The organism is Lysobacter sp. Root690 (genome assembly GCF_001427785.1).
Classification (GTDB): Bacteria; Pseudomonadota; Gammaproteobacteria; order Xanthomonadales; family Xanthomonadaceae; genus Lysobacter.
In genome coordinates this window covers 711642-736628 of sequence record NZ_LMHM01000013.1, presented here as the reverse complement: position 1 = coordinate 736628, position 24987 = coordinate 711642, and the positions used below count along the sequence as shown (strand labels likewise).

Below are 24987 nucleotides of genomic sequence, written 5' to 3'. Positions count from 1 at the left end.
CTCAATCCGCATCGCGCGCTACCTTCGGCAACGGCTCTTCCGCCTGCAGCTCCTTCGCCGCCATCGCCGACACCCCGCGCGCATGCAAGGTCTTCATGACCGGTTGGCTGCGCAGGTTTTGATAGAAGTTGCGGATGCCGCCGGTGAGTTGCAGCGAGTAATCGGTGGTCACGAAGCGTTCGTTGTTCTGCACTTCGATGTGGGCGCCGCCGGGGATCGGTTTGAAGAATTCGTCGAACTGGCTCAGCGGGAAATCGCTGGGTTTGCTCGCGGCGAAGTACGCCATCGCCATCGGTTGGCCGCTCTTGGGGCCGATGGTGGTGCCGACGTAGGTGCCGGCGCGGCCGTGGCAGGAGATGCACGAGGACACCGGGCTGTCGATCGGGCCGTTGACGCGGCCGCCGAGGCCATGGTGGCGGACGTAGGCGCGGTTGCCGTAGTCCCAGCCGGTTTGTTCGACCAATGAAGACGTGATGCGGGCCTGGGTCAGCGAGGTGTTGACGAACACGCCGTCGCGGTTGGCGTCGGTGCGGTCCTGGCGGTCGTCGCCCCAGCTCAGGCCGACCGGCACCATGCGGTCCCACACGGTCTTGCCGGCGCCGCCGCCGTCGTAGACGAAGGTGCCGTAGATCCAGCCGGTGGTGTCGGCCACGCGCGGGTCCTTGACCGCCACGTCCAGTTGCAGCAGGCGCATGGGTTTGTCGACGCGCGGTTTGTTGTACGCGGTGTCGGGGTAGATGTTGGCGGTCCAGGTCTTGCTGCCGACGAGGTACGGGATCTGTTCGACGCTGGCGTCGGTGAACAGCAATTTGCAGGCGACGCTGTTCTCGGGGAAGGTCGAGGCGTACGGATCGGGGTAGCCGCTGGCGGTACGCCAGACTTTGCCCAGCGCGGTGCCGCCGCGGTCGTTATAGAAGCCGACTGCCCAGTTCTGCCCGGGCGCGCTCTGACTGCGATGCAGTTCGAACGGGCGCGCCTTGCGCTCGCGGGTCATGCCGTGGTGGTACTCGCGGCCGGCGCCGAATTGATCGCCGTCGTCGTGCAGCCACGGCGCGTGGTACCACTTGCGCACCTTGTTGTCCTGCACCTTGAAATCGACGTCGACATTGCCTTCCAGGCAGTAGCTCAGCACCGCGCCCATGTACTCGGTCGGGAAGGCCTTGAAGTCGATCGCCATCCACGGAAAGGTTTCTTGCTTGAAGGTCTTCGGGTAGTCCTGGCTGAGCTGGAATACATCCGGCGTCCCCGGCGGCGGCGGGTAGTGCGGGTCGAAGCTCGGAAAGCGCGAGGGCGCGGGGTTGGGCGTGGCCAGTAGCTTGCGCTGCAGCTCGGCGCCTTGATCGGCGGGCTTGGTGACGTCCAGCGGCGCGGCGGCGGCCACGACGCACACGAGCATTCCAGCCACGGTCAGTGCTGTCTTCATGTCCACTCCCCTGTTTCACCACCTGATGTTCCAACTGCTAACGCGGTCGGGCGCGGCCAGGGGCCACGGCGCGGGACAACCGTGACGTAGCGCAGGTTTCGATCCATGCAGTGGCCACGCGGCGGGTCGACGCGAATCGACGACGGCACGGCGCGGCGGCCCAGCTCGGTCGGCGCGGCGTTGCGTATCGGGTCGGATTTGCGTCGGCGGTGTTGCGAAAGGATGACCGCCGTATGCGCAATCCAAGACACCAGCCCGCGTCGATAAGCGGATCTTGCCGGCGAGGCGAGCGCACGCAGTTGGTCATCGATGCCATCGCGGTTTCGATGTTGTCCCGCGACACGGATCGGGCGACTCATCCGATGAGATGCGGATGCGCAATCATCCAATGCCGCAACGCCCGGCCATCGCCTTGCATGCATTCGCTACGACGGCGATGGCGATGGTCGCCAAGACGCAACGACCGGCGCATTTTTCATTCGATGTCTTTCGATGTTTTGCCGCATACGCATACGCATCCGTCTCGCGTAGCGCACGCGTATCGGTCGCGTCGACGCCATCGTGTTTCACCCATGCAACCACCCGACCGATCTCTCACTCGCATCAAGACCATGAACGCTTCCGCGCAAATCTCCAGGAAAAAGATGGTTATTCATGCAAGAGATCGCGATTGAGTGAGCGCGATACCGTTCGTAAGCACAACCGATGCACAACTATTTTTTGTCTACGACGAATGATCGATATGCCGTCACAGTTCCCGAATTATTCGGTGGCATATGAAAATAGCGCGAAGTAACTTTCACGCCGCTGCGCAACTGGCAGTATTCGCAAAGGCAAAGGACAGACTCAGCATGACCGAGCCATGACAAGGAACGTTATGTCCGCAAGATCGAAATCCCTCGAACCGACCGCGCCGCACCGCCTTCGGTGTTGACCGCGACCAACGCGCAGCACCGCGCCTGAGCCGCAAGGTTCGGAGCGCGCTCCCCCGCCCCATCCCCACAGACCCACTTCGTACTCATGAAGTCGGCGGCACCGCAGTGGCCGCTCGACCGGGAGATCGCACGCCATGGAAGCCGTATTTGAAACTCCGTTGAAGACGTTCGACGTCGCGACGGCGCTGTTCGCACCGTTGCAGAAGAAGCTCGACGATCTGCGTGAAAACGGCCTGTACCGCACGTTCTACGAGTTCTCGCACATCAGCGAACACCCCGGCCACACCGCGCACGGCGGCCGGGTCGTGCAGGTGTGGAGCGGCAACGATTACTTCGGGCTCGGCCAGCATCCCGACCTGATCAAGGCCCAGATCGAGTCGACCCAACTGCACGGCACCAGCAGCGGCGGCTCGCGCAACATCGGCGGCACCAGCGTCTCGCACGCCGAACTGGAAAAGCGCATCGCCGCATGGCACGGCAAGGGCCGCGCGCTGGTGTTCTCCAGCGGTTACGCCGCCAACTTCGAAACCTTGAGCACGCTGATCGCGGCCATCCCCGACATGGTCGTGTTCTCGGACCGCAACAACCATCGCTCATTGATCGAGGGCATCGCCCGCACCGGCTGCACCAAGCATGTGTTTCCACACAACGATTACGAGGCGCTCGACCGCATGCTCGCCGGGTACGATCGCGAGCGGCCGAAGCTGATCGTGTTCGAGTCGGTGTATTCGATGGACGGCGACGTGGCGCCGCTCGGCGCGTTCTTCGATCTGGCCGAAAAGCACGGCGCGCTGACCTTCCTCGACGAAACCCACGCGATCGGCCTGATGGGCCCGACCGGCGCGGGCCTGGCCGAGGAGCTCAACGATCACCGCGCGACCTTCGTCCAAGGCGTTTTCAGCAAGGCACTGGGCACGCTGGGCGGCTATGTCGCCGGCCCCGACAGCGCGATCGATTACGTGCGCTCGCATGCGCCGGGTTTCATCTTCAGCTCGACCATGCCGCAGGCGGTGCTCGACGCGACGCTGACCGGCCTGGACATCGTGCAGCGCGGCGACGACCTGCGCCGCGCGGTGATGGACAACGTGATCCGGCTGAAGAACGCGCTGCGCAAGGCCGGGCTGCGCTTCCTCGACGGCGGCACCCACATCGTGCCGGTGATCGTGCCCGGCGGCGAACGCGTGCATCGGGTGTCGCGGCGCCTGCTCGACGAGTTCGGAATCTACGTCGCGCCGGTGACCTATCCGTCCGTGCCCAAGGGCACCGAACGCTTCCGCGTCACCATCGCCCCGTTCCGCACGCCGGAACAGATCGAAGCCTTCGTGAGCACGCTGCAGCTGTGCCTCGAGCAGGAATAACCCACCGATCGCAAGGAGAACGACCGTGGCTTTGAACCAGATCACCCCCTTCATCGGTGCCGAATTCACCGGTGTGACCTACGAAGACTTCCAGCAGCCCGAGCTGTGGAACCAGTTCGTCGAGCAACTGCATCAGCGCGAGCTGGTGGTGGTGCGCAGCATCGCGCTGACCCCGCAGCAGCAGCTCGAACTGGCCGCGCGGCTGGGCCGGCCGATCCCGTTCGTGCTGGACAAATACCGTCATCCCGAGTTCGAGGAGATCATGATTTCCTCCAACGAGGTACGCGACAACAAGCCGATCGGCATCGCCCGGGTCGGCAATTTCTGGCATCAGGATTCGTCCTTCGTGGCCAATCCGGCGCCGTACACCCTGCTGCACGGGATCAAGGTGCCCAGCGACAGCGGGCACACCTTGTTCGCCAACGCGGCCGATGTCTACGACCGCCTGCCCGAGGAATGGAAGGCGCGGATCGACGGACGCAAGGCGCTGCACACGGTGTCCAAGCGGCTGCGCATCCAGGCCGAACACGTCGGCCTGTCGGTGGCGGAGTTCAAGGCCTGGATCGAGACCAAGCATCCGAAGGTCGAACACGATCTGGTCAAGATCGATCCCGACACCGGCCGCAAGTACCTGTACGGCGCGCCGGAGTATCTGGACTCGGTGATCGGCCTGGACGCCAACGACAACGCGGCGTTCTTCGCCCTGATCGACGAACTGATCCAGGCGCCGCAGCGGGTCTACACCCACGAGTGGAGCAACAACGATCTGGTCGCGTGGAAGACCCAGACCACGCTGCACGCGGTCACCGACGTCGAGCCCGGCGTGGATCGCACCGTGCATCGAATCAGCATCGAACTGCACTGACGCCATGACCCGCCCGATGAACGGAATCGTCGACTTCGACCTGAGTTTCCCCAGCGCCCGCGCCGAGGTGTCGAGCATGCACGCCGCTTGCGGCGTGCCGGTGGACGATATTCTGCAGATCACCCACTGCGATAGTTTTCCGGTGCTCGGCGACGACGAACACTCCTGGGAACTGGCGCTGGACGCGGCGCGCGCGGTGATGCGCCGCAGCGGCGTGGACCCGGCGGCGATCGCGCAGGTGATCTACGCCGGGGCCGGCGAATGGGAGACGCCGTTCTGGTCGCCGGCGGCCAAGGTCGCGCACGAACTGGGCATCGAGCGGGCGCATTGCTTCGAGGTCGGCAACTTCTGCAACGCCGGCATGGCCGCGGCGCAGATCGCGCTCGACCGGATGGCGCTCGACCGACGCGATCGCGACAGCTACGCGCTGGTGCTGCTCGGCGACCGGCTCAGCCGCATGGTCGACTACGCCGATCCGCAGGCCAAGGCGCTGTTCAATTTCGGCGACGCCGGCGGCGCCATGCTGCTGGGCGGCGGCGAGCGCTGCAGCTTCGCCTTGCTGCATTCGGCGATGCGCACCGATCCGAGCTGGTCGGACTATTACTTCGGCGAACGCCGCGACGGGCGCATCGTGATCCGTCGCGGCGAACATCGCGAAGGTCTGGCGACAGCTTATGTCGACAACTTCGTCGGCTTGCTCGACGACACCTTGAACACGCTGGACCTGACGATCGACGACTTCGCTTATCTGCTGATCAACCACGGCGACAAGAGCATGCACGAACGCGTGCTGGCGGCGATCGGACTGCCGCGCGAGAAGAGCGTATTCAACTACCACCGCCTCGCGCACATGGGTTCGGCCGACACCTTGATCGCGCTGCGCGATCTGGTCGACGCGCGCCGCCTCGCGCGCGGCGATCGGGTCCTGCTCGCCACCAGCGCCATGGGGTTCAGCTGGGGCATCACCGCGCTGGAGTGCCGACAATGAAGATCCTGATCATTCATCAGGTGCCGTATCGGAAAATCCATTACCGCTTGGGCATCGATCACCAACGCCACGAGGTGACCTACATCGGTCAGCCGGCGCGCATGGCCGATCTGCCTGCCGATTTGCGCTGCACCCGCCTTGTGCTGGATCAGGGCGAGGACTTGGTCGCCGGCATCGTGGCGCGCACCTCGCGCGAGGACGGTTTCGAGCGGCTGCTGTCGCTGTCGGAATTCGGCATGATCGAATCCTGGCACGTGCGCGAACACCTCGGGCTCAGCGGCGCCTCGCTGGCGCAGATCGAGCGGGTGCGCGACAAGGTCCGGATGAAGCAGGCGCTGGCCGACTCGGGCCTGCGCTATCCGCGGTTCGTTTCCGCGCCCGACGAGGCCGCGCAGCTGCCCTGGTCGGGCAAGACCGTGGTCAAGCCGCGGCAAGGCGCATCCAGCGAAGGCGTCAGCGTGCATGCCAGCGCGGCGGACGCGGTCGCGGCCTGGCGCGAGCTCGCGCAGCGCGTGGACTATCAACTCGAGGAATACATTGAAGGCGAGCTGCTGCATGCCGACGGGCTGATCCACGACGGTGTGTTGGTCGATCTGGTGGTCAGCCGTTACGTCAACAAGCCGGTCGACTTCGCCTACGGTGTACCGTTGGGTTCGTACCAGTTGCCGGACGAGCCGCGTTATCGCGCGTTCGCCCAGCAGGTGATCACCCAGTTGGACATCCGCGAAGGCTGCCTGCATCTGGAGATGTTCGAGACGGGCGACGGCGAGCTGGTGTTCCTGGAAGTCGCCAATCGCATGGGCGGCGCCGGGGTGGTCGATGCGCATCAGCGCCATAGCGGCCTGCATCTGCCGTCGCACGAGATCGCCATCCGCCTCGGCCTGGAACGCCCGCCGGCATTGCCGCGCTCGGGCCGTTATCACGGCTGGCTGGTGTTCCCTGGCCATCATCTGCCGCGCGAAAGCGGCCATCGCATCGACGTGCCGGCGCCGCTGCGCGAACACACCTGCGTCGATCGCCTGCATCAGCTGGCGCCGGAACAGCCGCTGCCCGATCAGATCACCTATCAGGAATGGCTGGCGCCGGTGTTCGTCGAGGCCTCGCATCACGATTCGCAAGCGCTGGGGCATTTCCTGCACGAGTGCGCCCAATCCATTTCGATTCAGGCCGGAGCGCCGCAGTGAACCGCCCTTTCCCCTCGCCACGCCATTACCCCACCGATTTGCTGCTCGCGGTCCAGCGCGCCGAACGCGCGCTCGCCGACCCGGACTCGCCACTCGCGCGCTTGCTGCGCGTGCATGACCTCAGTTCGATCGGCGGTCTGTTCGCCAGCGCCGAACTGACCGAGGCGCTCGACCTGTGGTTCGGCGGGCTGAGCCAATACCCGTGGCAGCCGTTGATCGACAGCAACGACGTCGATCTGTTGTCGCCGGTGGGCACGGTCGTGATCGACGATCATCGCGTCGCCAACACCTTGCGCGGGCTGCTGTTCGCCTGGGCCGCGGGCAACCACGTGCTGATCCGCTCGCGCCGCGATACGTTCTGGCAGGGCCTGACCACGATCCTGCGCGACTACGGCTTTCCGTTGCCGGATGCGTCGGTGCTCGACGAGCGCGCGCAGACCGAACATCCGGCGATCCACGTGCCCGACCTCGTGCCGGTCTCGGCGTCGGGCGCGGCGATCTGGAACGAACCCGATCTCTACGGCGACAACCTCGACGACGCCGGCAATCTGCCGATCCGGCTGGGCGTGCCGGTGCGCGAGGACGCCGCCGGTTTCCTGCGCTCGGTCGCGGCGCTGGATGCACGCGCGTCGTGGACGCGGGCGCTGATCCGTCGCGAGTACCTCGCCGGCACCCGCCTGGCCGATGCGCGCGAAGCCGACGACGCGCACGGCAGCGGGCGCCTCGACGCCAAGCTGCGCTATCTGATCGGCCAGGCCCGGCGCACGCCGTACTACCGCGATCTGCCGCAGATCCATGGCGTGGCCGAACTGGCGCAACTGCCGATCCTGGAAAAGCGACAACTCGACGCCAATACGCTGCCGCTCAACCGCAACCTGTACAGCGACGCGCCGCCGAGCGGCGAGGTGTTGCGCAGCGGCGCCACTTCGGGCGATCCGCGCTACATCGTGTACTCGCGCAGCGACTGGGCGAACATGGTGCGCGAGGCGATTCCGCTGTGGTCCGTGCTGGGCCTGCGCAAGGGCGACCGGGTGATCAACACTTTGTTCGCCGGCAGTCTGTACGGCGGTTCGATCACCAGCAGTTGCGAGTTCTCGCAGATGGCGGTGGAGTGCTACACCACCACCCAGGCCTGCACCGTCGACGACCTGTTGATGCTGCATCACCGGTTCCGCGCCAACATCGTGATCGGCCTGCCGACCCTGCTGATGCCGCTGCTGCGCAAGGCCAAGGCGCAGGACCCGGAGCTGCGCATCGAGAAGGTGCTGTACGGCGGCACGCCGATGGCCGAGTCCGACAAGGCTTGGCTGCGCGAGCATCTGGACACGAGCGTGGTGGCGAGCGTGCTCGCCGCCAACGACGGCGCCCAGCTCGGCTTCCAGTGCCCGCACATGGGCGGCACGCTGCATCACATCTGCGACGACTACAACCTGCTCGAAGTGGTCGACGACGACGGCAACGCCCTGCCCGACGGCGAAGTCGGCCACTTGCTGATCACCAGCCTGCAGAAGTTCGAAGCGCCGCTGGTGCGTTACCGCATCGGCGACATCGGCCGGCTGTTCCATCGCGACTGCGCCTGCGGGTTGTCGGGCCGGGTCATGGAATACCTCGGGCGATCCGACGGCATCATCAAGTTCCTCGGCTCGACCGTGCGCCACCGCGAACTGCACGACGCGCTGGAGACCTTCGAGGTGTCGCAACTGCAGGTCGAGATCGACCAGCGCGACGGCCGCGAGGCCTTGATCGCGCGGATCGAATCGGCGCGCACGCTCGACCCCGATCAGGTCCGCGCGCATCTGATCGCGCAGTTCCATCAGCTGCGCACCCTGCTCGGTTTCGGCGACAGCGTGTTCGGGCTGGTGGTCGAATGCCACCCCGAAGGCGCGCTGCGCCGCGACGCGGTCAGCGGCAAGGTCAAGACCGTCATCGACCGCAGGCTGGGCTGATGCTCTGGCGCAACCGCCCGGCCCGCGCGCTGCTTCTCTCGATCCTGCTATCGAGCATCGGCATGGGCGTGTACGTGCTCGCGCTGGGGCAGATGCTGTTCGCGCTGACCGGCAGCGCGCAGGCGTTCGCGATCGTGCTGACCTTGCAGGGCATCGGCGCGGTCTGCGTGCTGCCGTTCTGCGGGCCGCTGGTCGACGCGCTCGATTCCCGGCGGGTCTATGTGGGTTGCGGCCTGGCCCGCGCCGCGACGGTGCTGGCGATCGTGCTGGCCGACATCGCCGGCACGCCGGCCTCGGTGCCGACGATCGGCGCGGCGGCGCTGGCCCTGGCGGTGTTCGACAACATGCAGCGCGCGGCCTTGTTCAAGTTTTCCGCGCGGCATATCGACGATGCGTTGCGGGTGCGGGTCAACGGCTTGCTCGGCGCGGCCATCCAGGGCGGCGCATTGACCGGCATGGCCTTGCTCGGAGCGATCCTGAGCGTGGCGCCGCCAGCGCGGGCGCTGCTGGTCGACGTGGCGATGGCCTGCGTGGCGGCGGCGGTGATGGCGTCGATCCGCCTGGACGCATCCGACGCCAACCGCGCGCTATTGGCCGGCAGCCGGTTGCGTTCGCTGCTGCCCAACGCATTGCGCGACTGGCGGCAGATGCTCGCCCAGTACCGCAACGAAACCGTGGTGCTGGGCATGGTCGCGCTGTGCGCGGCGGATTTCTTCTTCGCCAATGGCCTGAGCACCCTGGTGGTACCGCTGGTGCATCGCTCCTACGGCGGACAAAGCTGGTACATCGCCGCGCTGGAAGCGACCTTCGGCATCGGCATGCTGGTGGCCTCCACCCTGACCCGCCACACCGTGCGGCAATCGCTGCTGCCGCTGTGGCTGCTGGTCCAGGCCGGCACGGCGCTGCTGCTGGCGCTCAGCCGCGATCCGGCCACGCACTTTCTCGCGTTCTTCGTCGGCGGCTTCGCCAATCTCAACAGCCTGACCTGGCTGCTGACCACGCTGCAGCAACACGCGAATGCCGGCGACAAGGCGAAGATGGCCTCGCTGCGGTTGCTGGCGATCGGTATCGGCACCATCGCGCTGATGCCGTGGCTGGGCCACGCCGCGCGGGTGTCGCTCGATAGTGCGTTCTTGTGTGTCGGCGCGACCATGGCGGCGTTCGCGCTGGCCAGCGTGTGGATCGCGATCGGATTTCGCCCCCGTCAGCGCACGATCCTGGCCGCGAGCCAGTCATGACCTTTTCGCCTGGAGCCTTTGCATGAGTTCTTCCCAAGTCAGTCCGTCCGGATCGCGCGCGGTGCATCAGGTTCGCCGGCCGCAAGGCGAACCGGTCGCGGACGACTTCGCCTGGGTCGAGCAACCCTTGCCCGAACCCGGCGCGGGCACCGCGCTGGTCGAGAACCTGTATCTCTCGGTCGATCCGTACATGCGCGAGTGCATGGATGCGGTGTGGCCGCTGCACGCGCCGCTGGAAGGCCGCTCGGTCGGCCGGGTGATCGCCTCGCGCGAACCGCGATTGGCGGTCGGCGATCTGGTGTTCCATCGCCAGGGCTGGCGCACGCATGCGCTGGTCGGCTACGACGAGGCGCGGATTCTGCCGGCGCTCGACGGCGTGCCGCTGAGCCATTGGCTGAGCGTGCTCGGCGGCACCGGCCTGACCGCGTATGTCGGCCTGACCCGCATCGCCGAGTTGCGCGCGGGCGAAACGCTCTACATCTCGGCGGCGGCCGGCGGCGTGGGCAGCATGGCCGGCCAGTTGGCGCATCTGCTCGGCGCCGGCCGGGTGATCGGCAGCGCGGGCTCGGCGGCGAAGGTCGCGCAGTTGCGCGAGGTGCTCGGCTTCGATGCGGCCTTCAACTACCGCGACGCGCCGATCGCCGAGCAACTGGCGCAGGCCGCGCCCGACGGCATCGACGTGTATCTGGACAACGTCGGCGGCGATCATCTGGAAGCGGCGATCGGCCAGATGCGCCCGCACGGCCGCATCGCCTGGTCGGGCGCGATCGCGCAATACAGCACGCAGCCGCCGCCCGCGCCGCGCAATCTGTTCGAAGTGGTGGAGCGCAGCCTGCGCCTGCAGGGGTTTCTGGTGCGCAACTACGGCCATCTGCAAGGCGAGCTGCAGGACTTCGTGGTCCCGCATCTGCGCTCGGGCCGGCTGCTGCCGGTGGAAACCGTGGTCGAAGGTTTCGACGGCATCGTCGATGCGTTCCTCGGTGTGTTGAGCGGCCGCAATCTCGGAAAGATGCTGGTCAAGGTCGCCTAGACCGTCGCCGTGCTTCTTCATCAAAAGGACTTGACCATGCGGTTGCCGTCGTCGCTCGCCTTGCTCATCGTGCTCACCGCCGCGGTCATGCCGGCCTACGCCGACACCCTGGCGGTGGTCCGCGACGGCCGCACCCAGCCGCGGTATTCCTATGCCGACGCGATCCGCGAAGTGGTGCATGTGGAAACCTCGGTGGACAGCGACGGCGACGGCCGTCGCGATCGGGTCGCGGTGTTCGTGACCCGGCCGCGCCAGTCCGGTGGCGCTCATAAGGTGGCGGTGATCTTCGAAGCCAGCCCGTATTTCGGCGGCCTGATCGAAGCGCCGCATCACCCGGTCGACATCGCCGACCAACCGCGGCTGTCGCCGTGGACGCCGCCCACCCACGCCAAGCCCGCGGTCGATTACGCGCGTTCCAACTACGACAATTATTTCGTCGCCCGCGGCTATGCCGTGGTCGCCGCGAGCAGCCTCGGCACCGGCGATTCCGAAGGTTGCCCTTCGCTGACCGGGCCCGACGAGATCGAGGCGATGAAGGCGGTGGTCGACTGGCTGACCGGCCGCGCCCGCGCCACCTACGGCGATGGCCGCGTAGCGCGGGCGGAATGGTCGACCGGTGCGGTGGCGATGGTCGGCAACGCCTACAACGCCACGCTCGCGCTGGGCGTGGCGCAGACCGGGGTCGACGGGCTCAAGACCATCGTCGCCAACGTGGTGACCTCCAACTGGTACGACTATTACCGCGCCAACGGCGGCGTGGTCGAACCCGATGGTTTTCCCGGCGAGGACGCCGACCTGCACGCGAAGGTGGTGCTGACCCGCGCGCGGCCGGCGCAGTGCGCGGCCGCGATCGCGTCGATCGAGCAGCGCATGGATCGCATCAGTGGCGACTACAACGGGTTCTGGGCGCAGCGCGATTTCACCCGACATATCGACCGGCTCAGACGCCACGACATCAGCGTGTTCCAGATCGCCGGTCTGTCCGACTGGAACGCGCGCACGAGCCAGTTCGCGCAGTTGTGGGACGCATTGGGGCGGCATCGGGTCGAACGCCGGCTGTGGCTGTACCAGGCCGGTCACGCCGACATCCTCAACGTGCGCCGACAGGCGTGGCTGGATGCGGTGCAGGCGTGGCTGGATCATGCGCTGTACGGCGTCGCCAGCGGCACCGATGCATGGCCGCAGGTCCAGCTCGAAACCGCTCCGGGCCAGTGGCAGCCGTATCCGCAGTGGCCGCGTCCGGGCGCGCGTGCGATCACTTGGCAATTGCAGGCGCAGGCGGATGCGGGTTCGGCGCTTACGCTGCGGCGCGCGCCCGAGCATCGCAACGGCGCCCACGCCGAAGAAGCCGCATTCGTCGACGCACCCTCGCGCAGCGCCACCGAACTGATCGCCCAGCCCGATCGCGACGATCCCAATCGACTGCTGTTCCTGAGCGAACCGCTCACGCGCGACGCCCAGTTGTCCGGCACAGCGCAGATCGACCTGCAGGCCACGCTCGACGGTCCCTCGCCCTATCTCACCGCATTGCTGGTGGATTACGGCGAAGACACGCGCATCACCGGTTTCGCCGCGACCGCGCAGACCTGGTGCTTCGGCGACAGTCTGCCGAACAACTCGGGCTGTCGGCCGATCTACGCCTACACCAGCGCATCGACGCCGTATCAGGTGGTGACGCGTGGCTGGATCGATGTGCGCAATCGCCATGGCCGCGAACGCAGCGAGGCGATTCGCGCCGGCGAACCTTATCGCTTGCGCTGGACCCTGCAGCCGAACGACTACCGCTTCAAGGCCGGCCATCGCATCGGCCTGGTGCTGCTGTCCAGCGACCCCGGCTACACCTTGCGCTATCGGCCGGGCACGCGGGTGTCGGTGCGGCTGGATGCATCGTCGCTGAGCTTGCCGCTGGTCGAACCGGAGGTGCCGTCGCGGTCGACGCCGACCGCCGCGCGCTGATCTTCGCTGTTACGCGATCGCACGCTTCGTTCGCGCGCGCCCCGCTCCACATTCGCCCGCCGCACGCGTCCCCGCGACCGCGCGCGCTACCCCTCTGCCCTCGATTCCGATTCCTATGCGCACCTTGCTGATCTTCGCCACCTTGATGGCTGCACCGATACCCGCCTGCTGCGCCATCGTCGTCGACGGCCGGCTCGATCCGGAGGAATGGCAGGACGCGCGCAGCATCACCGATTTCCGCCTGACCCAGCCGCTGTCCCGCCTGCCCGCGCCGCAACCGACCCAGGCCTGGGTGCTGGCGACGCCGCAGGGCCTGGCGGTGAGTTTCCGCAATCTGCAGGACGCCTCGGTGCCGCGCACGCGCCAGCGCACCCAGCGCGACAACAGCGAGGCCGCGGTCGACCGGGTCAATCTGTACGTCGATTTCGACGGCGACGGCCGCGGCGGCTACAACTTCACCCTGACCCTCGCCGACGGCATCGTCGACACCACGGTCAGCAACGAGAACCAGTTCAACGACGACTGGGACGGCGACTGGCAACACGCGGTCAGCGAGGACGACTCCGGCTGGTCGGCGGAAATGCTGATCCCCTGGCATATCGCGCCGATGCGCGACGGGCGCGACGGCAAGCGCCTGCTCGGCATCGCCCTGGACCGGGTGATCGGCGCCACCGGCGAACGCGCCTCGTGGCCGGCGGTGAGCCTGACCGAAACCCGGTTTTTGTCGGTGTTGAACAAGATCGAAGTGCCCGAATACGGGCAATCGCTGCTGTCCATCACGCCCTACGTCAACGGCGTGCGCGATTTCGTCGGGCGCGATTCGGATTTCGACGCGGGCGCCGACCTGTTCTGGAAGCCCAACGGCCGTTTCCAGCTCAGCGCCACGCTCAATCCCGACTTCGGTCAGGTCGAAAGCGACCGGCTGGTGGTCAACTTCGGCGCGGTCGAAACCTTCTTCGACGACAAGCGCCCGTTCTTCACCGAGAACCAGGGCTTCTTCGAAGTCCCGTTCGGTTCGCTCAATCCCAACAACCGGCTGATCTACACCCGCCGCGTCGGCGGCCTTAGCGACGACGCGATCGGTTCGGGCGATGTCGCCGCGGCGGTCAAGCTCAACGGCAGCGCGGGCGGGATCAACTACGGCGTGTTCGCCGCGAGCGAGGCGGACTCGGTCGGGCGCGACTTCTACGCCGTGCGCGCAAGCCGCGACTTTCTTCGTCACGGCGTCGGCGCGATGGTCACCCAGGTGACGCGGCCGTTTCTCGATCGCGAAGCGACCGTGTACGAATTCGATCACCGCTGGACCCCGAACGAACGCTGGGCGGTGCGCAGCACCGTGGTGGGTTCCAGCGTCGACGAGCGCGGACGCCGGCTGCGCGACAGCGGCGCGCAGGTGCGGATCGATTACGACCGCGGCAACGGCTGGCGCCATCAGCTGTACGCGCTGCATCTGGGCGGCGACCTGCAGCTCAACGACTTCGGCTATCTGGAACGCAACAACTACAACTATCTGCGTTACGACCTCGGCCGGCGGGTAACCGCGCTGCCGCCGGATTCGCCGTTCACCGCGCACGACTGGCATTACTCGGTATCGCACCGGGTCAACGACAACGGCGTGCATATCGCCGACGCGCTCGCGGTCAACCGGCGCAGCGAACGTCGCGACGGCGGCAATCAATTCATCGAGGTCGGCACGCTGAGCCCGGGCCACGACGACCTGATCACCCGCGGCAACGGCGTAGTCGACATGCCGCGGCGCGTGTTCGCGGTGTTCGAACGTTTCCGTCCGCGCCAGGGCGACAGCCCGTGGGCGTTCAACCTGGAGATGCAGTACGACGCCGATGGCCTCAGCGGCTGGAATCGCGGGCTGCGCAGCGTGTACCTCGAGCCGAGTTATCACATCAACGACCGGCTGAGCCTGTTCACCGGGGTGCGAGTGGAACACCACCCGGACTGGACCTTGTGGCGGCGCGAAGTCGGATTGCTGGGCACTTACCGTTCCAACCAGCTCATGCTCAATGCCGGCGCGGCCTGGTTGATCAACGACCGGCAGGAACTGCGGGTGCGACTGGAAGCGATCGGCCTGGATGCGCAGGCGCGCAAGAGCTGGCGGGTAGCGCCGGACGGGGAACCGATCGCGGTGAATACCCGGCTCGCCGACTTCGGCTTGCGCAATCTCGGGTTCCAGATCCGCTACCGCTACGAACTTGCGCCGCTGTCGTACCTGTACGTGGCTTACGTGCGCGGCGGCTCGCTGCTGGAGGACGGCAGCGGCTTCGACACGCGCCGCCAGTTCCGCGACGCGTTCGAATTGCGCGACAGCGAGCAGTTGCTGGTCAAACTGTCGTATCGCTTCGAGATTTGAGGCGGGGCGAACTCAGCCTTTCCACAAACGCAAGGCTTCCTCGGCGATCACCTCGGGAAACTCCTCCTGGAAGAACAGCTTCGCCCCAGCCACGCGTCGGATGCCGCGCGAATTCGGCAACAGCCGGTCTAGGTAGTCCGCGTCGGACTGGGCGAAGATGTCGTCGCTCGCGCCCCACACGATCCGCACCGGCGCGGCGCAGCGCCGCAGCGAGGCTTCGATGCCGGCCAGCGGGTTGGGCCAGAGCGCGATGTGGAAGCCGTGGTATTGCGCGCGCCGCAGCGGCGAGGCCACCAGCGGGCTGACGTAGTACTCGATGGTTTCGTCGGCGAACCCGGCCGGATCGCGGAACACCGCCGCGCCGAAGGTCGAACGCGCCAGCGCCTTGTCGGTCAACCATTGCGCGGTGGCGTCGGCAAGGGTGCCGGCGCGCGCCATCTCGATGGCCGGCATCACCTTCGGCGGCGGGCTGTCGGGTTCGACGTCGCAGTTGCTCAGCAGCATCGAGCGCACCCGATGCGGATAACGCACCGCGAACAACTGCGCGACCGCCCCGCCGCTGTCGCTGGCGATCAGGTCGACCGCGTCGATCGCCAGCGAGTCCAGCAACGCGGCGAGCATCGCGGTCTGGGCGTCGGCGGCCAGCGATTGCGCAGCGGGAATTTCCGAATAGCCCAGGCCCATGAAGTCCGGTGCGATGCAGCGCCGATGCGGCGCCAGGCGATCGATCGCGCCGCGCCATTGGTAGCCGTTGAGCGGCGCGCCGTGCAGGAACAACGCGGCCGCGCCCTCGCCGCGTTCGATATAGGCGATGCGGCCGAACGGCAGCTCGGCGAAACGCCGCGAGGCGCGGTACGCCGCCGCGTCCAGCGGCCCGACCGGGCCGGTCGCGGTGGCGCCACGGCGCGCATCGCGCAGCGGCGTGCAACCGCTCACCGAACCGATCACGCCTCCGAGCAAAAACGAAGTCGCGGCGGCGACCATGAACTGCCTGCGTTGCATTTCCACTCTCCGGCGACGATTGACCGAGCCCATCGTGGCGAGCCGATCGCGAACGCGCGCGCACCCACGGCCGGTGGCGGACACGCACGTATGATTTTCGGCACTTGCCGGCGGTGTGGCTCAAGCCAAGCATCAGGCGATGAGCGACCGGCCCGCCTGTTACCCCCGCCCCACGACCGCCCCACCGCCGCCGATCGTTGGCGCCGACCGCGCGCCCTTGCTCGACGTGCTGACCTCACCGGTGCCGGGCGGGCATTTCGATTCGCCGCTGGACGGCCGCCATGTGCTGTGCCTGCATCTGGGCGAGCCGGTGCCGGTGTCGTATCGCCGCGACGGGCGCGAACATCAGGGCCTGCGCCTGCACGGCCAGTTCTGCGTGGTACCGGCGGGCTCGTCGACCCGCTGGATCCTGTCCCGGCCCGCGACCTCGCTGTTGCTGCGGCTGACGCCGTCGCTGCTCAGCGCGACCGCCGACGCGATGGGCGCGAGCGCGCGCAGCGACGGCCTGGCGCCGTCGATCCATGTGCGCGATGCGCAGATCGAACGCATCGGCTGGATGATGCAGGCCGAGGAGCGCGACGCTTACCCCGGCGGACGCCTGTTCACCGACAGCCTCGCCGGCGCCCTGGCCGCGCGCCTGCTCGCCTTGCAGACCCGAAGCGCGCCCGAGCACGAGCGGCCGGCGCGCGCGCTACCGGCGTGGCGATTGGGTCATGTGCTCGACTACATCGAAGCGCACCTGGATCAGCCGCTGTCGCTGGCCGAACTCGCGCGGGTGGCCGGTTTCAGCCTGTCCCACTTCAAGCCGCTGTTCAAAAACGCCACCGGCCTGCCGGTGCATCGCTATGTGCTGGAGCGACGGGTGGAACGCGCGCGCTTCCTATTGCTGCGGGGCGAACGGCGCATGGGCGAGATCGCGCTGGAAGCCGGGTTCTCGCATGCGAGCCATATGGCGCGGTGCATGCGCCGGGTGCTGGGGGTGAGTCCGGCGCAACTTGTCGCTTCGTATCATTGATCGATCGGCCATGCGCTGATCGGGCGGCATTCGCTCGCGGTTCGCGAGGTCGCTGCATGCAATCAAACAGCGATCGCCCGAACTCGCTCGTCGCCGACCGGCCCGCGCGCGGCGCCGCAACGTCAAAACCATGCAGGCCCGGCCAGCGCGGCGCGTCGGTGCGCGGAATGCGAATGCCGTCGAAGTCCGGGGCTCGATTACGGCGCAGTGACGCAGCGGCGCCCTTCGCAAGCGCGCCGGCTTGAGCGAGGATGCGCCATCCGCGATAAGGAAACCGCCATGACCCTGCCGCCCGGCGTCGTACTGCGTCCGATCCAAGCGCGCGACGATGCCGCCGTCGCCAGCTTGATCCGCCAGGTGATGGCCGAGTTCGGCGCGGGCGCGGTCGCCGACAGCGAAATCGATGCCATGCAGCGCGCCTACAGCCTGCCGCGCAGCGCCTACTACGTGGTCGAACGCGAAGGCCGCCTCGCCGGCGGCGCCGGGGTCGCGCCGCTGCTCGGCGGCGAAGACCGGGTGTGCGAACTGCGCAAGTTCTACCTGCCGCCGGCCTCGCGCGGACTGGGGCTGGGCCAGGCCCTGCTGGAGCGCTGCCTGCTGACCGCGCGCGGCTTCGGTTTCGGCCAGTGCTATGCCGAAACCCTGGACCGCATGAGCGACGCGCAACGCCTGCTGGAAAGCAACAGCTTCCAGTTGCTGGAAGCGCCGATGGGCTACGGCGGACTGCGCGGCTGCAATACCTGGTATCTGCGCACGTTGTAAGCCCGCGATCACGATCGCCAGCACATAAATCCATCGGGCTGGACACCGCACTGGTGCCTTGAGCCGAGCTTCGCCGTGATCGCAAGAATCGCCGGCGTATTTGTGGCGTTTCGCTTATTGGAAAAGGAACGGCGTCACGCTATAAAGCCCGTCGGACCGCTCACGGCGGTTCCGGGGAAATCAAGCAAACAATCAACAGGGGATTCAAACCAATGTCCATCGCGATCCGACCGCGCGCCCTGCGCGCGGCGCTGGCGGCGCTCACGCTGAGCATTTCGCTGACCGGCTGCCTGAGCATGAAGATGTATGTCGATCCGGCGCTGCCGACGGTCGCCAAGAAGGACATCGCCGCGCCGGCCACGCCCAGGCCGGTGCAGGTGCTGGCCGAGTTCCGCACCAAGGGCAACGCCAATGCCCGCGCCACCGCCGAATTGCGGCCGCGCACGCTGGCGGCGGCCACCGAGTCCGGGTTGTTCAGTCAGGTCAGCGGCGAGGCCACGCCCGGCGCCGGCCAGTTGCGGGTGATGATCGACAACGTGCCGGTCACCGACAACGCCGCCGCCAAGGGCTTCGGCACCGGCCTGACCTTCGGCCTGGCCGGTTCGCTGGTCACCGACGGCTACAACGCCACCGTCAGCTACACCGCCAACGGCAAGACCACCGAAGCGGTGGTGCGTCACGCCATCCATTCGACCATCGGCAACAAGGCCGGCCCGGCCGGCCTGACCCCGGTCGCCCCGCAGGTCGCGGCGCATCAGGTCATGGACCAGATCGTCTGGAACGGCCTCAAGCAGTTGTCGGAAAAGCATGCGTTCGACGCGGAATAAGCCGGTGAACGCACTGTTCCGCATGGCCTTGATCGCCACGCTGGCGCTGCAAAGCGCCTGCGTGAGCATGGTCGCGAGCAAGTACCAGCCCGGCATGGCCAACGCCGAGGTGCTGAGCCGTCAAAGCGGCGCGGCACCGTTGCGGGTCGGCGCGTTTTCCGCCGATCCAAAGCTCGACGGCAAGCCGCTCAACGTGCGCGGCTCGACGCTGAGCGGCGGCGAGGACGGCAAATTCTCGACTTACCTGCGCGATGCCTTGAGCACCGAACTCAAGACCGCTGGGCGCCTGGACGACAACGCCGCACTCGAGATCGGCGGCGAACTGCTGCAGAACCGGCTCAACGGCGGCGGCGCCGCGGCCGGGGACGGCCATGCGATCGTGCAGGCGCGCTTCGTGATCAAGCGCGGCGATTCGCAGGTCTACGACCGCACCTTGACCGCCGAGCATCACTGGCCGTCCTCGTTCATGGGACCGATCGCCATTCCCGCGGCGTTCGACAACTACACGGCCACGGTGCAGAAGCTGTTGCAGCAATTGTTCTCCGATCCTCAGTTCGAGCGCGCGACTGCGCGCTGATCGGGCTCGCCCCGGCCGCCACCGCGGCCGGGGCGATCGCGACCGGACCGCCAGAAGACCCAGCCGGCGGCTGCCAGCGTGGCCGGCCCCGGCGGCGCCCGCCCCCGCCAGCCATCGGCCCCGCCCCCGATTCGCCCGGTCCTTTAGAATGGCGACTTTTCCGCCTTCAGGACCGCCCATGCAACTCGACAACGCCCGCGCCGTGATCACCGGCGGCGTCTCCGGCCTCGGCCTGGCCGTGGCCCAGCACCTCGTCGCCCGCGGCGGCAAGGTCGCGCTGTTCGACGTTAACGACGACAAGGGCGCGCAGGCCGTGGCCGCGCTCGGCGCCGACCAGGCCCGCTATTTCAAGACCGACGTCACCGACGAGGCCGGCGTGGTCGCCAACCTCGCCGCCGCGCAGGAATTTCTCGGTGGGCTCAACGCGGCCATCAACTGCGCCGGCATCCTCGGCGCCGGCCGCGTGCTCGGCAAGGAATCGCCGATGCCGCTGGCGCAGTTCCAGACCACGGTCATGGTCAACCTGATCGGCAGCTTCAACGTCGCCAAGGCCGCGGCCAATCTGATGCAGCACAACCCGGCCGGCGACGACGGCGAGCGCGGCGTGATCGTCAACACCGCCTCGGTCGCCGCCTACGAGGGCCAGATCGGCCAGGCCGCGTATTCCGCGTCGAAAGGCGGCGTGGTCGCGATGACCCTGCCGATGGCGCGCGAGCTGTCGCGTTTCGGCATCCGGGTGATGACGGTCGCACCGGGCATCTTCTGGACCCCGATGGTCGACGGCATGCCCGACTCGGTGCAGCAATCGCTCAGCGCTTCGATCCCGTTCCCCTCGCGCCTGGGCCAGCCGGAAGAATTCGCCGATCTGGTCGCCTACATCCTCGGCAACCGCTATCTCAACGGCGAGACGATCCGCCTGGATGGCGCTACCCGGTTGGCGCCTAAGTAACGGCGGGAATCGGGAATGGGGAATCGGGAATCGTCAAAGCGGTTCCGTCTCCACTCCCAGATTCGCCGCGTCCTGCCTTACCCATTCTCCATTCCCGATTCCCCATTCCCGGCCAGAAACCCATGAAAGCCTACGACGTAAAAAAAGGTAACGTAATCGAGCACAACAACACCGTGTACCAGGTGCGCGATATCGAACGCAGCTCGCCGCAGGGCCGCGGCGGCAACGTCAAGTTCCGTTTCACCATGTACTCGGTGCCCGGCGGGACCAAGTACGACCTCAGCGTCGGCGGCGACGACGAGCTGAAGGAAGTCGAGCTCAGCCGTCGTCAGGTGACCTATTCGTACAAGGACGGCGATGCGTTCGTGTTCCTCGACGACGAGGACTACACGCCGTATACGCTCGATGCCGACGTGGTCGGCGACGACGCCGGCTACATCATCGACGACCTCAGCGGCTGCTACGTGCAGATCATCGACGAACAGCCGGTGGCCCTGCAGTTGCCGGCCAGCGTGGCGATCGAAGTGATCGAAACCCCGCCGGAACTCAAGGGCGGCACCGCGACCAAGCGCCCGAAGCCGGCCAAGCTGTCGACCGGCCTGGAGATCATGGTGCCCGAGTACATCAGCAACGGCGAACGCGTGCTGGTCAACACCGCGACCGGCGAGTTCGCCGGCCGTGCGGACTGATCGGCGCACTGGCGCCGGCGTCCATGCGTGCGCTTGCACGCTGGCGCTGGCGCTGCTGATCGGGTGCCAGCCATCGGCACCCGATCACGACACCGCATCCGGCCCGACTGCGGCGTGCCGCACACCGGAGCAGCTGCCGCAGATGCATCGCTCGGGCTGGTGCGCGCTGCCGTCTGACGTGCGCGCGTTCGCGAGCGAGCACGAAGACCGGCGCGGCTTCTCCGGCGGCGAGCCGTCCGACTACGAGGCGATGCAGCGCTTGCAGCAAGAAGCCGAGCAACGCCTGCGGCACGAACGCGAACAATGGTCGAAGCTGCGCGCTCGCCATCAACGCGACCCGGCCACGGCCGCGTGGCTGGACCGCTACGGCGAGGAGACCCGACTGCGATGAACCCCGACGATCCCACCGCCGCCAACAGCGGCGACTACGTCTTCGCCGCCGCGACCGAGTCCGATCTGAACCGCCTGATCCCGGTGCTGCGGGCGTTCTACGAAGTCGAACATCTGCCCTGGAACGAACCGGCCCTGCGCCGCGCCTTGTCGGTGCTGGTTGCCGACGCCGATGCCGGGCGCCTGCGCCTGATCCTGCGCGACGGCGAGATCGCCGGTTACTTCGTGCTGGGCTTTTGTTTCAGCCTGGAATTCGGCGGCCGTTTCGGCCTGCTCGACGAACTGTTCGTGCTGCCGGCGCATCGCGGCGGCGGCCTGGCCAAGCGCGCCCTGGCCGAAGTCGAAGCACTGTGCCGGGCCGAAGGCCTGGACGCGTTGCGGCTGGAGGTCAACGACGACAACGCGCACGCGCGCGGCATCTACGAGCGCGCCGGCTATGTCGCGCATCCGCGGCGGTTGATGACGCTGTGGTTGCAGGCCTGAGTCGAGTCGCCGCCGCGCCGCCATAGCGAACGACGAATGCGCGCCACCCCACTGTAGGAGCGGCGCAAGCCGCGACCACGAAACAACACGAACGCCGAACCCCGAACCCCGAACCCCGAACAGCGTGGGTAAACCGCGAAGTCCGCGACGTCACGCAATTGGCGCAATCAGCACGATCGCAACTCACACCGCGTCTGCACCGGCAGTCATCGCGCAACTCGCTCGCCGGAATACGAAAGAATTCGCGGCCGTACAGTTTCGTTTCACTGTTGCAGTCATGCAGGCATGTAAGCGAGGCAACACACACGCAATGCAACGCCGCGGCGATCGTCATGCTGAATCGCTCCGACAACGCAGGTCGCAATTTCCAAAGCGTGACTGGCAACGCTCACCGCAATGCCATGATCCTGCAACCTGCGATCCGCACGCTGATCCGCTTCCCGACGGCAGGATGCCGTGCCCGCCCAGCTTCGGAGCAAGGCCTTGGTTTCCTCGAATCGTCGCGACTTCCTCAAACTCGCCGGCGGCGCCGCCGCGCTGAGCCTGCTTCCGCCCTCGATCCGCGCCGCCCTGGCCACGCCGGCCGCGCGCGTGACCGGCACCATTCAGGACGTGCAGCACGTGGTGATCCTGATGCAGGAAAACCGCTCCTTCGATCATTACCTTGGCGCCTTGCGCGGCGTGCGCGGCTTCGACGACCCGCGGCCGATCCCGCTGCCCGGCGGCAAGACGGTGTGGGAACAACCCAAGACCGCGACCAATCCGAACAACGTGGTGCTGCCGTTTCACCTGGACACCGCGAGCACCGCCGCGCACTGCCTGGCCGACATCGACCACAGCTGGAAAGGCGCGTATTCGCGCTGGAAGGACTACAACGCCTGGATCTCGGTCAAGGGCCCGATGTGCATGGGCCACTTCACCCGCGAGGACATGCCGTTCTATTACGCATTGGCCGATGCGTTCACTGTGTGCGATGCGTATTACTGCTCGCACCACGGCCCGACCAATCCCAATCGCATGCACCTGTTCGCCGGCACCAGCGGCATGACCGTGGGCGATTTCGGCGCGCAGGCGGTCAACAACGCCGACGACGGCAACTGGACCGCCGACATGGCGCGCGACAAGCCGACCTTCGCCGGCCACAAATGGACCACCTACGCCGAGCGCCTGCAGAACAAGGGCATCGCCTGGCGGGTGTATCAGGAACACGACAACTACGGCGACAACTCGCTGGCCTACTTCGCCAACTTCCGCAAGCTCGATACGAATTCGCAGCTGTACAAGCGCGGGCGGGCGTGGTCGCCGGGTTCCACCGCGGAAAACGCGACCCAGTCGCGCGGCGAATACCTGATCGCCGACTTCGCCAAGGACGTGCGCGAGAACACGCTGCCGGCGGTGTCGTGGATCGTGCCGTCCTACATCATGAGCGAGCACCCGGCGGCGACGCCGGCCTACGGCGAATCGTTGACCTCGCGCCTGCTCGAGGCGCTGGTGGCCAATCCCGAGGTCTGGTCGAAGACCGTGTTCATCATCAACTACGACGAGAACGGCGGATTCTTCGATCACCTGCCGGCGCCGCTGCCGGCGATCAACGCCAACCTGGGCAAGAGCACGGTCGACACCGCCACCGAGAACTACAACGGCATCCCGGTCGGCCTGGGCGTGCGCGTGCCGATGTTCGTGATTTCGCCGTGGAGCAAGGGCGGTTGGGTCAATTCGCAGGTGTTCGATCACACCTCGGTGCTGCGTTTCCTGGAAGCGCGCTTCGGCATCGCCGAACCCAACATCAGCGCCTGGCGCCGCACCGTGGCCGGCGACCTGAGCACCGCGTTCGACTTCGCCAATCCCAACGCGGCGTGGCCGGCGCTGCCGAACACCGCATCGAGCATGGCCAACGCCGATGCCAGCTGCAAACTCGCCAAGCCCAGCGCACCGGCGCAGCCGCGCATGCCGCGCCAGGAGCGCGGCCAACGCCCGGCGCGCGCGCTGCCGTACGAGTTGCGCGTGGACGGCCGCATCGAGGCCTCGAGCGGCCGCTACTGGCTGGACTTCGGCAACGACGGCATCGCCGGCGCCTGCTACAACGTTTACGCCGGCAATCGCACCGATGGCCCGTGGTATTACACGCTCGACGCCGGCACCGCACTGTCGGATTACTGGAGCGCCCGGCAGTACAGCGGCGGCATCTACGACCTGTCCGCGTTTGGTCCGAACGGTTTCCTGCGCGCGTTCCGCGGCGATCTCAACAAGGCGCTGAGCGCGACCGGCGCCAATCCGGAAATCTCGGTGCGTCACGATGCCGCTGGCGAGCGTCTGGTCCTGAATTTCGTCAACACCGGCAAGGCCGCGTGCCGCCTGACCCTGAAACCCAATCGCTATAGCACCGCCGCCGCGCGTCAGTATGCGCTCGCGCCCGGCGCGCAGCTCAGCGATCACTGGCCGCTGGCGGCGAGTCAGCGGTGGTACGACCTGAGCATCACCTCCGACACCGATACCGGTTACCTGCGGCGCTTTGCCGGGCATGCGGAAAATGGCGCGGCGAGTTTCAGTGATCCCGCGATCGGGGCTTGAGTTCGGTCGGTCATCGATCGAGGTCAGCGCTGTGCGTTGCAGTTGAAGTACGAGGCGACGTTGCGACCTCGCAGCCCCTAGGAGCGACGCGAGTCACGACCGCGACATATCGACCACGTCGAAACTCGCGCCGTGGTTGTGGTTTCGCGGTCGCGGCTTACGCCGCTCCTACAGAGTGATCATGTGGCTCTCTCTTGAGGTCGGATTTCGGGTCCCGAGTGCGCCGCATGCCATTGTTGACGCATGCGGCGACGTGGCGATATTCCGGCCCTTGTAGGAGCGAAGCGAGTCGCGACCGCGGCATGTCGACCACGTCGAAAGCTGCGCTGTGGCTGTGGTTTCGCGGTCGCGGCTCGCGCCGCTCCTACAGGTAGGTCATGTAGTTCGGCTTGCGCTCGAAGTCGCGCAGTTCATCCAGCGCTGCGAAGTCACGG

General features: G+C 67.0%; 20 protein-coding genes. 18 read left to right on the top strand and 2 right to left on the bottom strand.

The features are described 5' to 3' along the window. Position 1: 1 nt before the first annotated feature. On the bottom strand, positions 2–1423 hold the full coding sequence (locus tag ASD86_RS15175; protein WP_157476666.1) for a hypothetical protein: 1422 nt from the start codon (positions 1421–1423) through the stop codon (positions 2–4). 1069 nt (positions 1424–2492) lie between these two features. Between ASD86_RS15175 and hemA the strand changes: the two genes are divergently transcribed. The 9 genes from hemA to ASD86_RS15130 all read left to right on the top strand — a co-directional run bounded on the left by hemA (position 2493) and on the right by ASD86_RS15130 (position 15288). Continuing rightward, a complete protein-coding gene (gene hemA / locus ASD86_RS15170) occupies positions 2493–3716 on the top strand; it encodes a 5-aminolevulinate synthase (RefSeq protein ID WP_056112024.1) in 1224 nt (407 codons plus the stop codon). A 25-nt stretch (positions 3717–3741) separates the two neighbouring features. Further along, the gene (locus tag ASD86_RS15165) at positions 3742–4581 is read left to right on the top strand and encodes a TauD/TfdA family dioxygenase (RefSeq protein WP_082578371.1); all 840 of its coding nucleotides are present in this window, start codon (positions 3742–3744) and stop codon (positions 4579–4581) included. Positions 4582–4597: 16 nt separating this feature from the next. Beyond that, complete coding sequence (locus ASD86_RS15160) at positions 4598–5569, top strand: 3-oxoacyl-[acyl-carrier-protein] synthase III C-terminal domain-containing protein (RefSeq protein WP_056112812.1); 972 nt, start codon at positions 4598–4600, stop codon at positions 5567–5569. After that, positions 5566–6753: an ATP-grasp domain-containing protein gene (locus ASD86_RS15155; RefSeq protein WP_056112018.1), complete on the top strand. Its 1188-nt coding sequence runs from the start codon at positions 5566–5568 to the stop codon at positions 6751–6753. The genes ASD86_RS15160 and ASD86_RS15155 overlap by 4 nt, the downstream gene beginning before the upstream one ends. After that, the gene (locus ASD86_RS15150) at positions 6750–8699 is read left to right on the top strand and encodes a phenylacetate--CoA ligase family protein (RefSeq protein ID WP_056112014.1); all 1950 of its coding nucleotides are present in this window, start codon (positions 6750–6752) and stop codon (positions 8697–8699) included. Before ASD86_RS15155 ends, ASD86_RS15150 begins: the two co-directional genes overlap by 4 nt. Further along, a complete protein-coding gene (locus tag ASD86_RS15145; protein WP_056112013.1) occupies positions 8699–9937 on the top strand; it encodes an MFS transporter in 1239 nt (412 codons plus the stop codon). The genes ASD86_RS15150 and ASD86_RS15145 overlap by 1 nt, the downstream gene beginning before the upstream one ends. A 22-nt stretch (positions 9938–9959) precedes the next feature. Continuing rightward, the gene (locus ASD86_RS15140; RefSeq protein WP_056112010.1) at positions 9960–10967 is read left to right on the top strand and encodes an NADP-dependent oxidoreductase; all 1008 of its coding nucleotides are present in this window, start codon (positions 9960–9962) and stop codon (positions 10965–10967) included. A gap of 36 nt (positions 10968–11003) precedes the next feature. Further along, positions 11004–12923, top strand: a complete 1920-nt coding sequence (locus ASD86_RS15135; protein ID WP_056112006.1) for a Xaa-Pro dipeptidyl-peptidase — start codon at positions 11004–11006, stop codon at positions 12921–12923. Between the two features lie 115 nt (positions 12924–13038). Then, positions 13039–15288: a DUF5916 domain-containing protein gene (locus tag ASD86_RS15130; RefSeq protein ID WP_056112002.1), complete on the top strand. Its 2250-nt coding sequence runs from the start codon at positions 13039–13041 to the stop codon at positions 15286–15288. Positions 15289–15300: 12 nt separating this feature from the next. On the opposite strand, the gene ASD86_RS15125 is transcribed toward ASD86_RS15130, so the two are convergent. Then, positions 15301–16290 (bottom strand): alpha/beta hydrolase, encoded by a 990-nt coding sequence (locus ASD86_RS15125; protein ID WP_056111999.1) that lies wholly within the window; start codon positions 16288–16290, stop codon positions 15301–15303. A gap of 139 nt (positions 16291–16429) precedes the next feature. Between ASD86_RS15125 and ASD86_RS15120 the strand changes: the two genes are divergently transcribed. The 9 genes from ASD86_RS15120 to ASD86_RS15080 all read left to right on the top strand — a co-directional run bounded on the left by ASD86_RS15120 (position 16430) and on the right by ASD86_RS15080 (position 24553). After that, positions 16430–17305 (top strand): AraC family transcriptional regulator, encoded by an 876-nt coding sequence (locus ASD86_RS15120; RefSeq protein ID WP_056111997.1) that lies wholly within the window; start codon positions 16430–16432, stop codon positions 17303–17305. 279 nt (positions 17306–17584) lie between these two features. Continuing rightward, the gene (locus ASD86_RS15115) at positions 17585–18067 is read left to right on the top strand and encodes a GNAT family N-acetyltransferase (protein ID WP_056111993.1); all 483 of its coding nucleotides are present in this window, start codon (positions 17585–17587) and stop codon (positions 18065–18067) included. Between the two features lie 212 nt (positions 18068–18279). Beyond that, positions 18280–18894: a hypothetical protein gene (locus ASD86_RS15110; RefSeq protein WP_056111989.1), complete on the top strand. Its 615-nt coding sequence runs from the start codon at positions 18280–18282 to the stop codon at positions 18892–18894. A gap of 4 nt (positions 18895–18898) precedes the next feature. Continuing rightward, the gene (locus ASD86_RS15105; protein ID WP_157476665.1) at positions 18899–19471 is read left to right on the top strand and encodes a hypothetical protein; all 573 of its coding nucleotides are present in this window, start codon (positions 18899–18901) and stop codon (positions 19469–19471) included. A 178-nt stretch (positions 19472–19649) separates the two neighbouring features. After that, a complete protein-coding gene (locus tag ASD86_RS15100) occupies positions 19650–20420 on the top strand; it encodes an SDR family NAD(P)-dependent oxidoreductase (RefSeq protein ID WP_056111984.1) in 771 nt (256 codons plus the stop codon). A gap of 122 nt (positions 20421–20542) precedes the next feature. Next, positions 20543–21109: an elongation factor P-like protein YeiP gene (yeiP, locus tag ASD86_RS15095; RefSeq protein WP_036108330.1), complete on the top strand. Its 567-nt coding sequence runs from the start codon at positions 20543–20545 to the stop codon at positions 21107–21109. A 142-nt stretch (positions 21110–21251) separates the two neighbouring features. Next, entirely contained in the window at positions 21252–21500 is a 249-nt protein-coding gene (locus tag ASD86_RS27285; protein ID WP_162253673.1) for a hypothetical protein, read from the top strand. Continuing rightward, the gene (locus tag ASD86_RS15085; RefSeq protein WP_056111977.1) at positions 21497–21982 is read left to right on the top strand and encodes a GNAT family N-acetyltransferase; all 486 of its coding nucleotides are present in this window, start codon (positions 21497–21499) and stop codon (positions 21980–21982) included. Before ASD86_RS27285 ends, ASD86_RS15085 begins: the two co-directional genes overlap by 4 nt. Before the next feature lie 483 nt (positions 21983–22465). After that, positions 22466–24553, top strand: coding sequence for a phospholipase C, phosphocholine-specific (locus tag ASD86_RS15080; RefSeq protein ID WP_082578414.1), 2088 nt, complete (start codon positions 22466–22468; stop codon positions 24551–24553). The last annotated feature ends 434 nt before the right edge of the window (positions 24554–24987 follow it).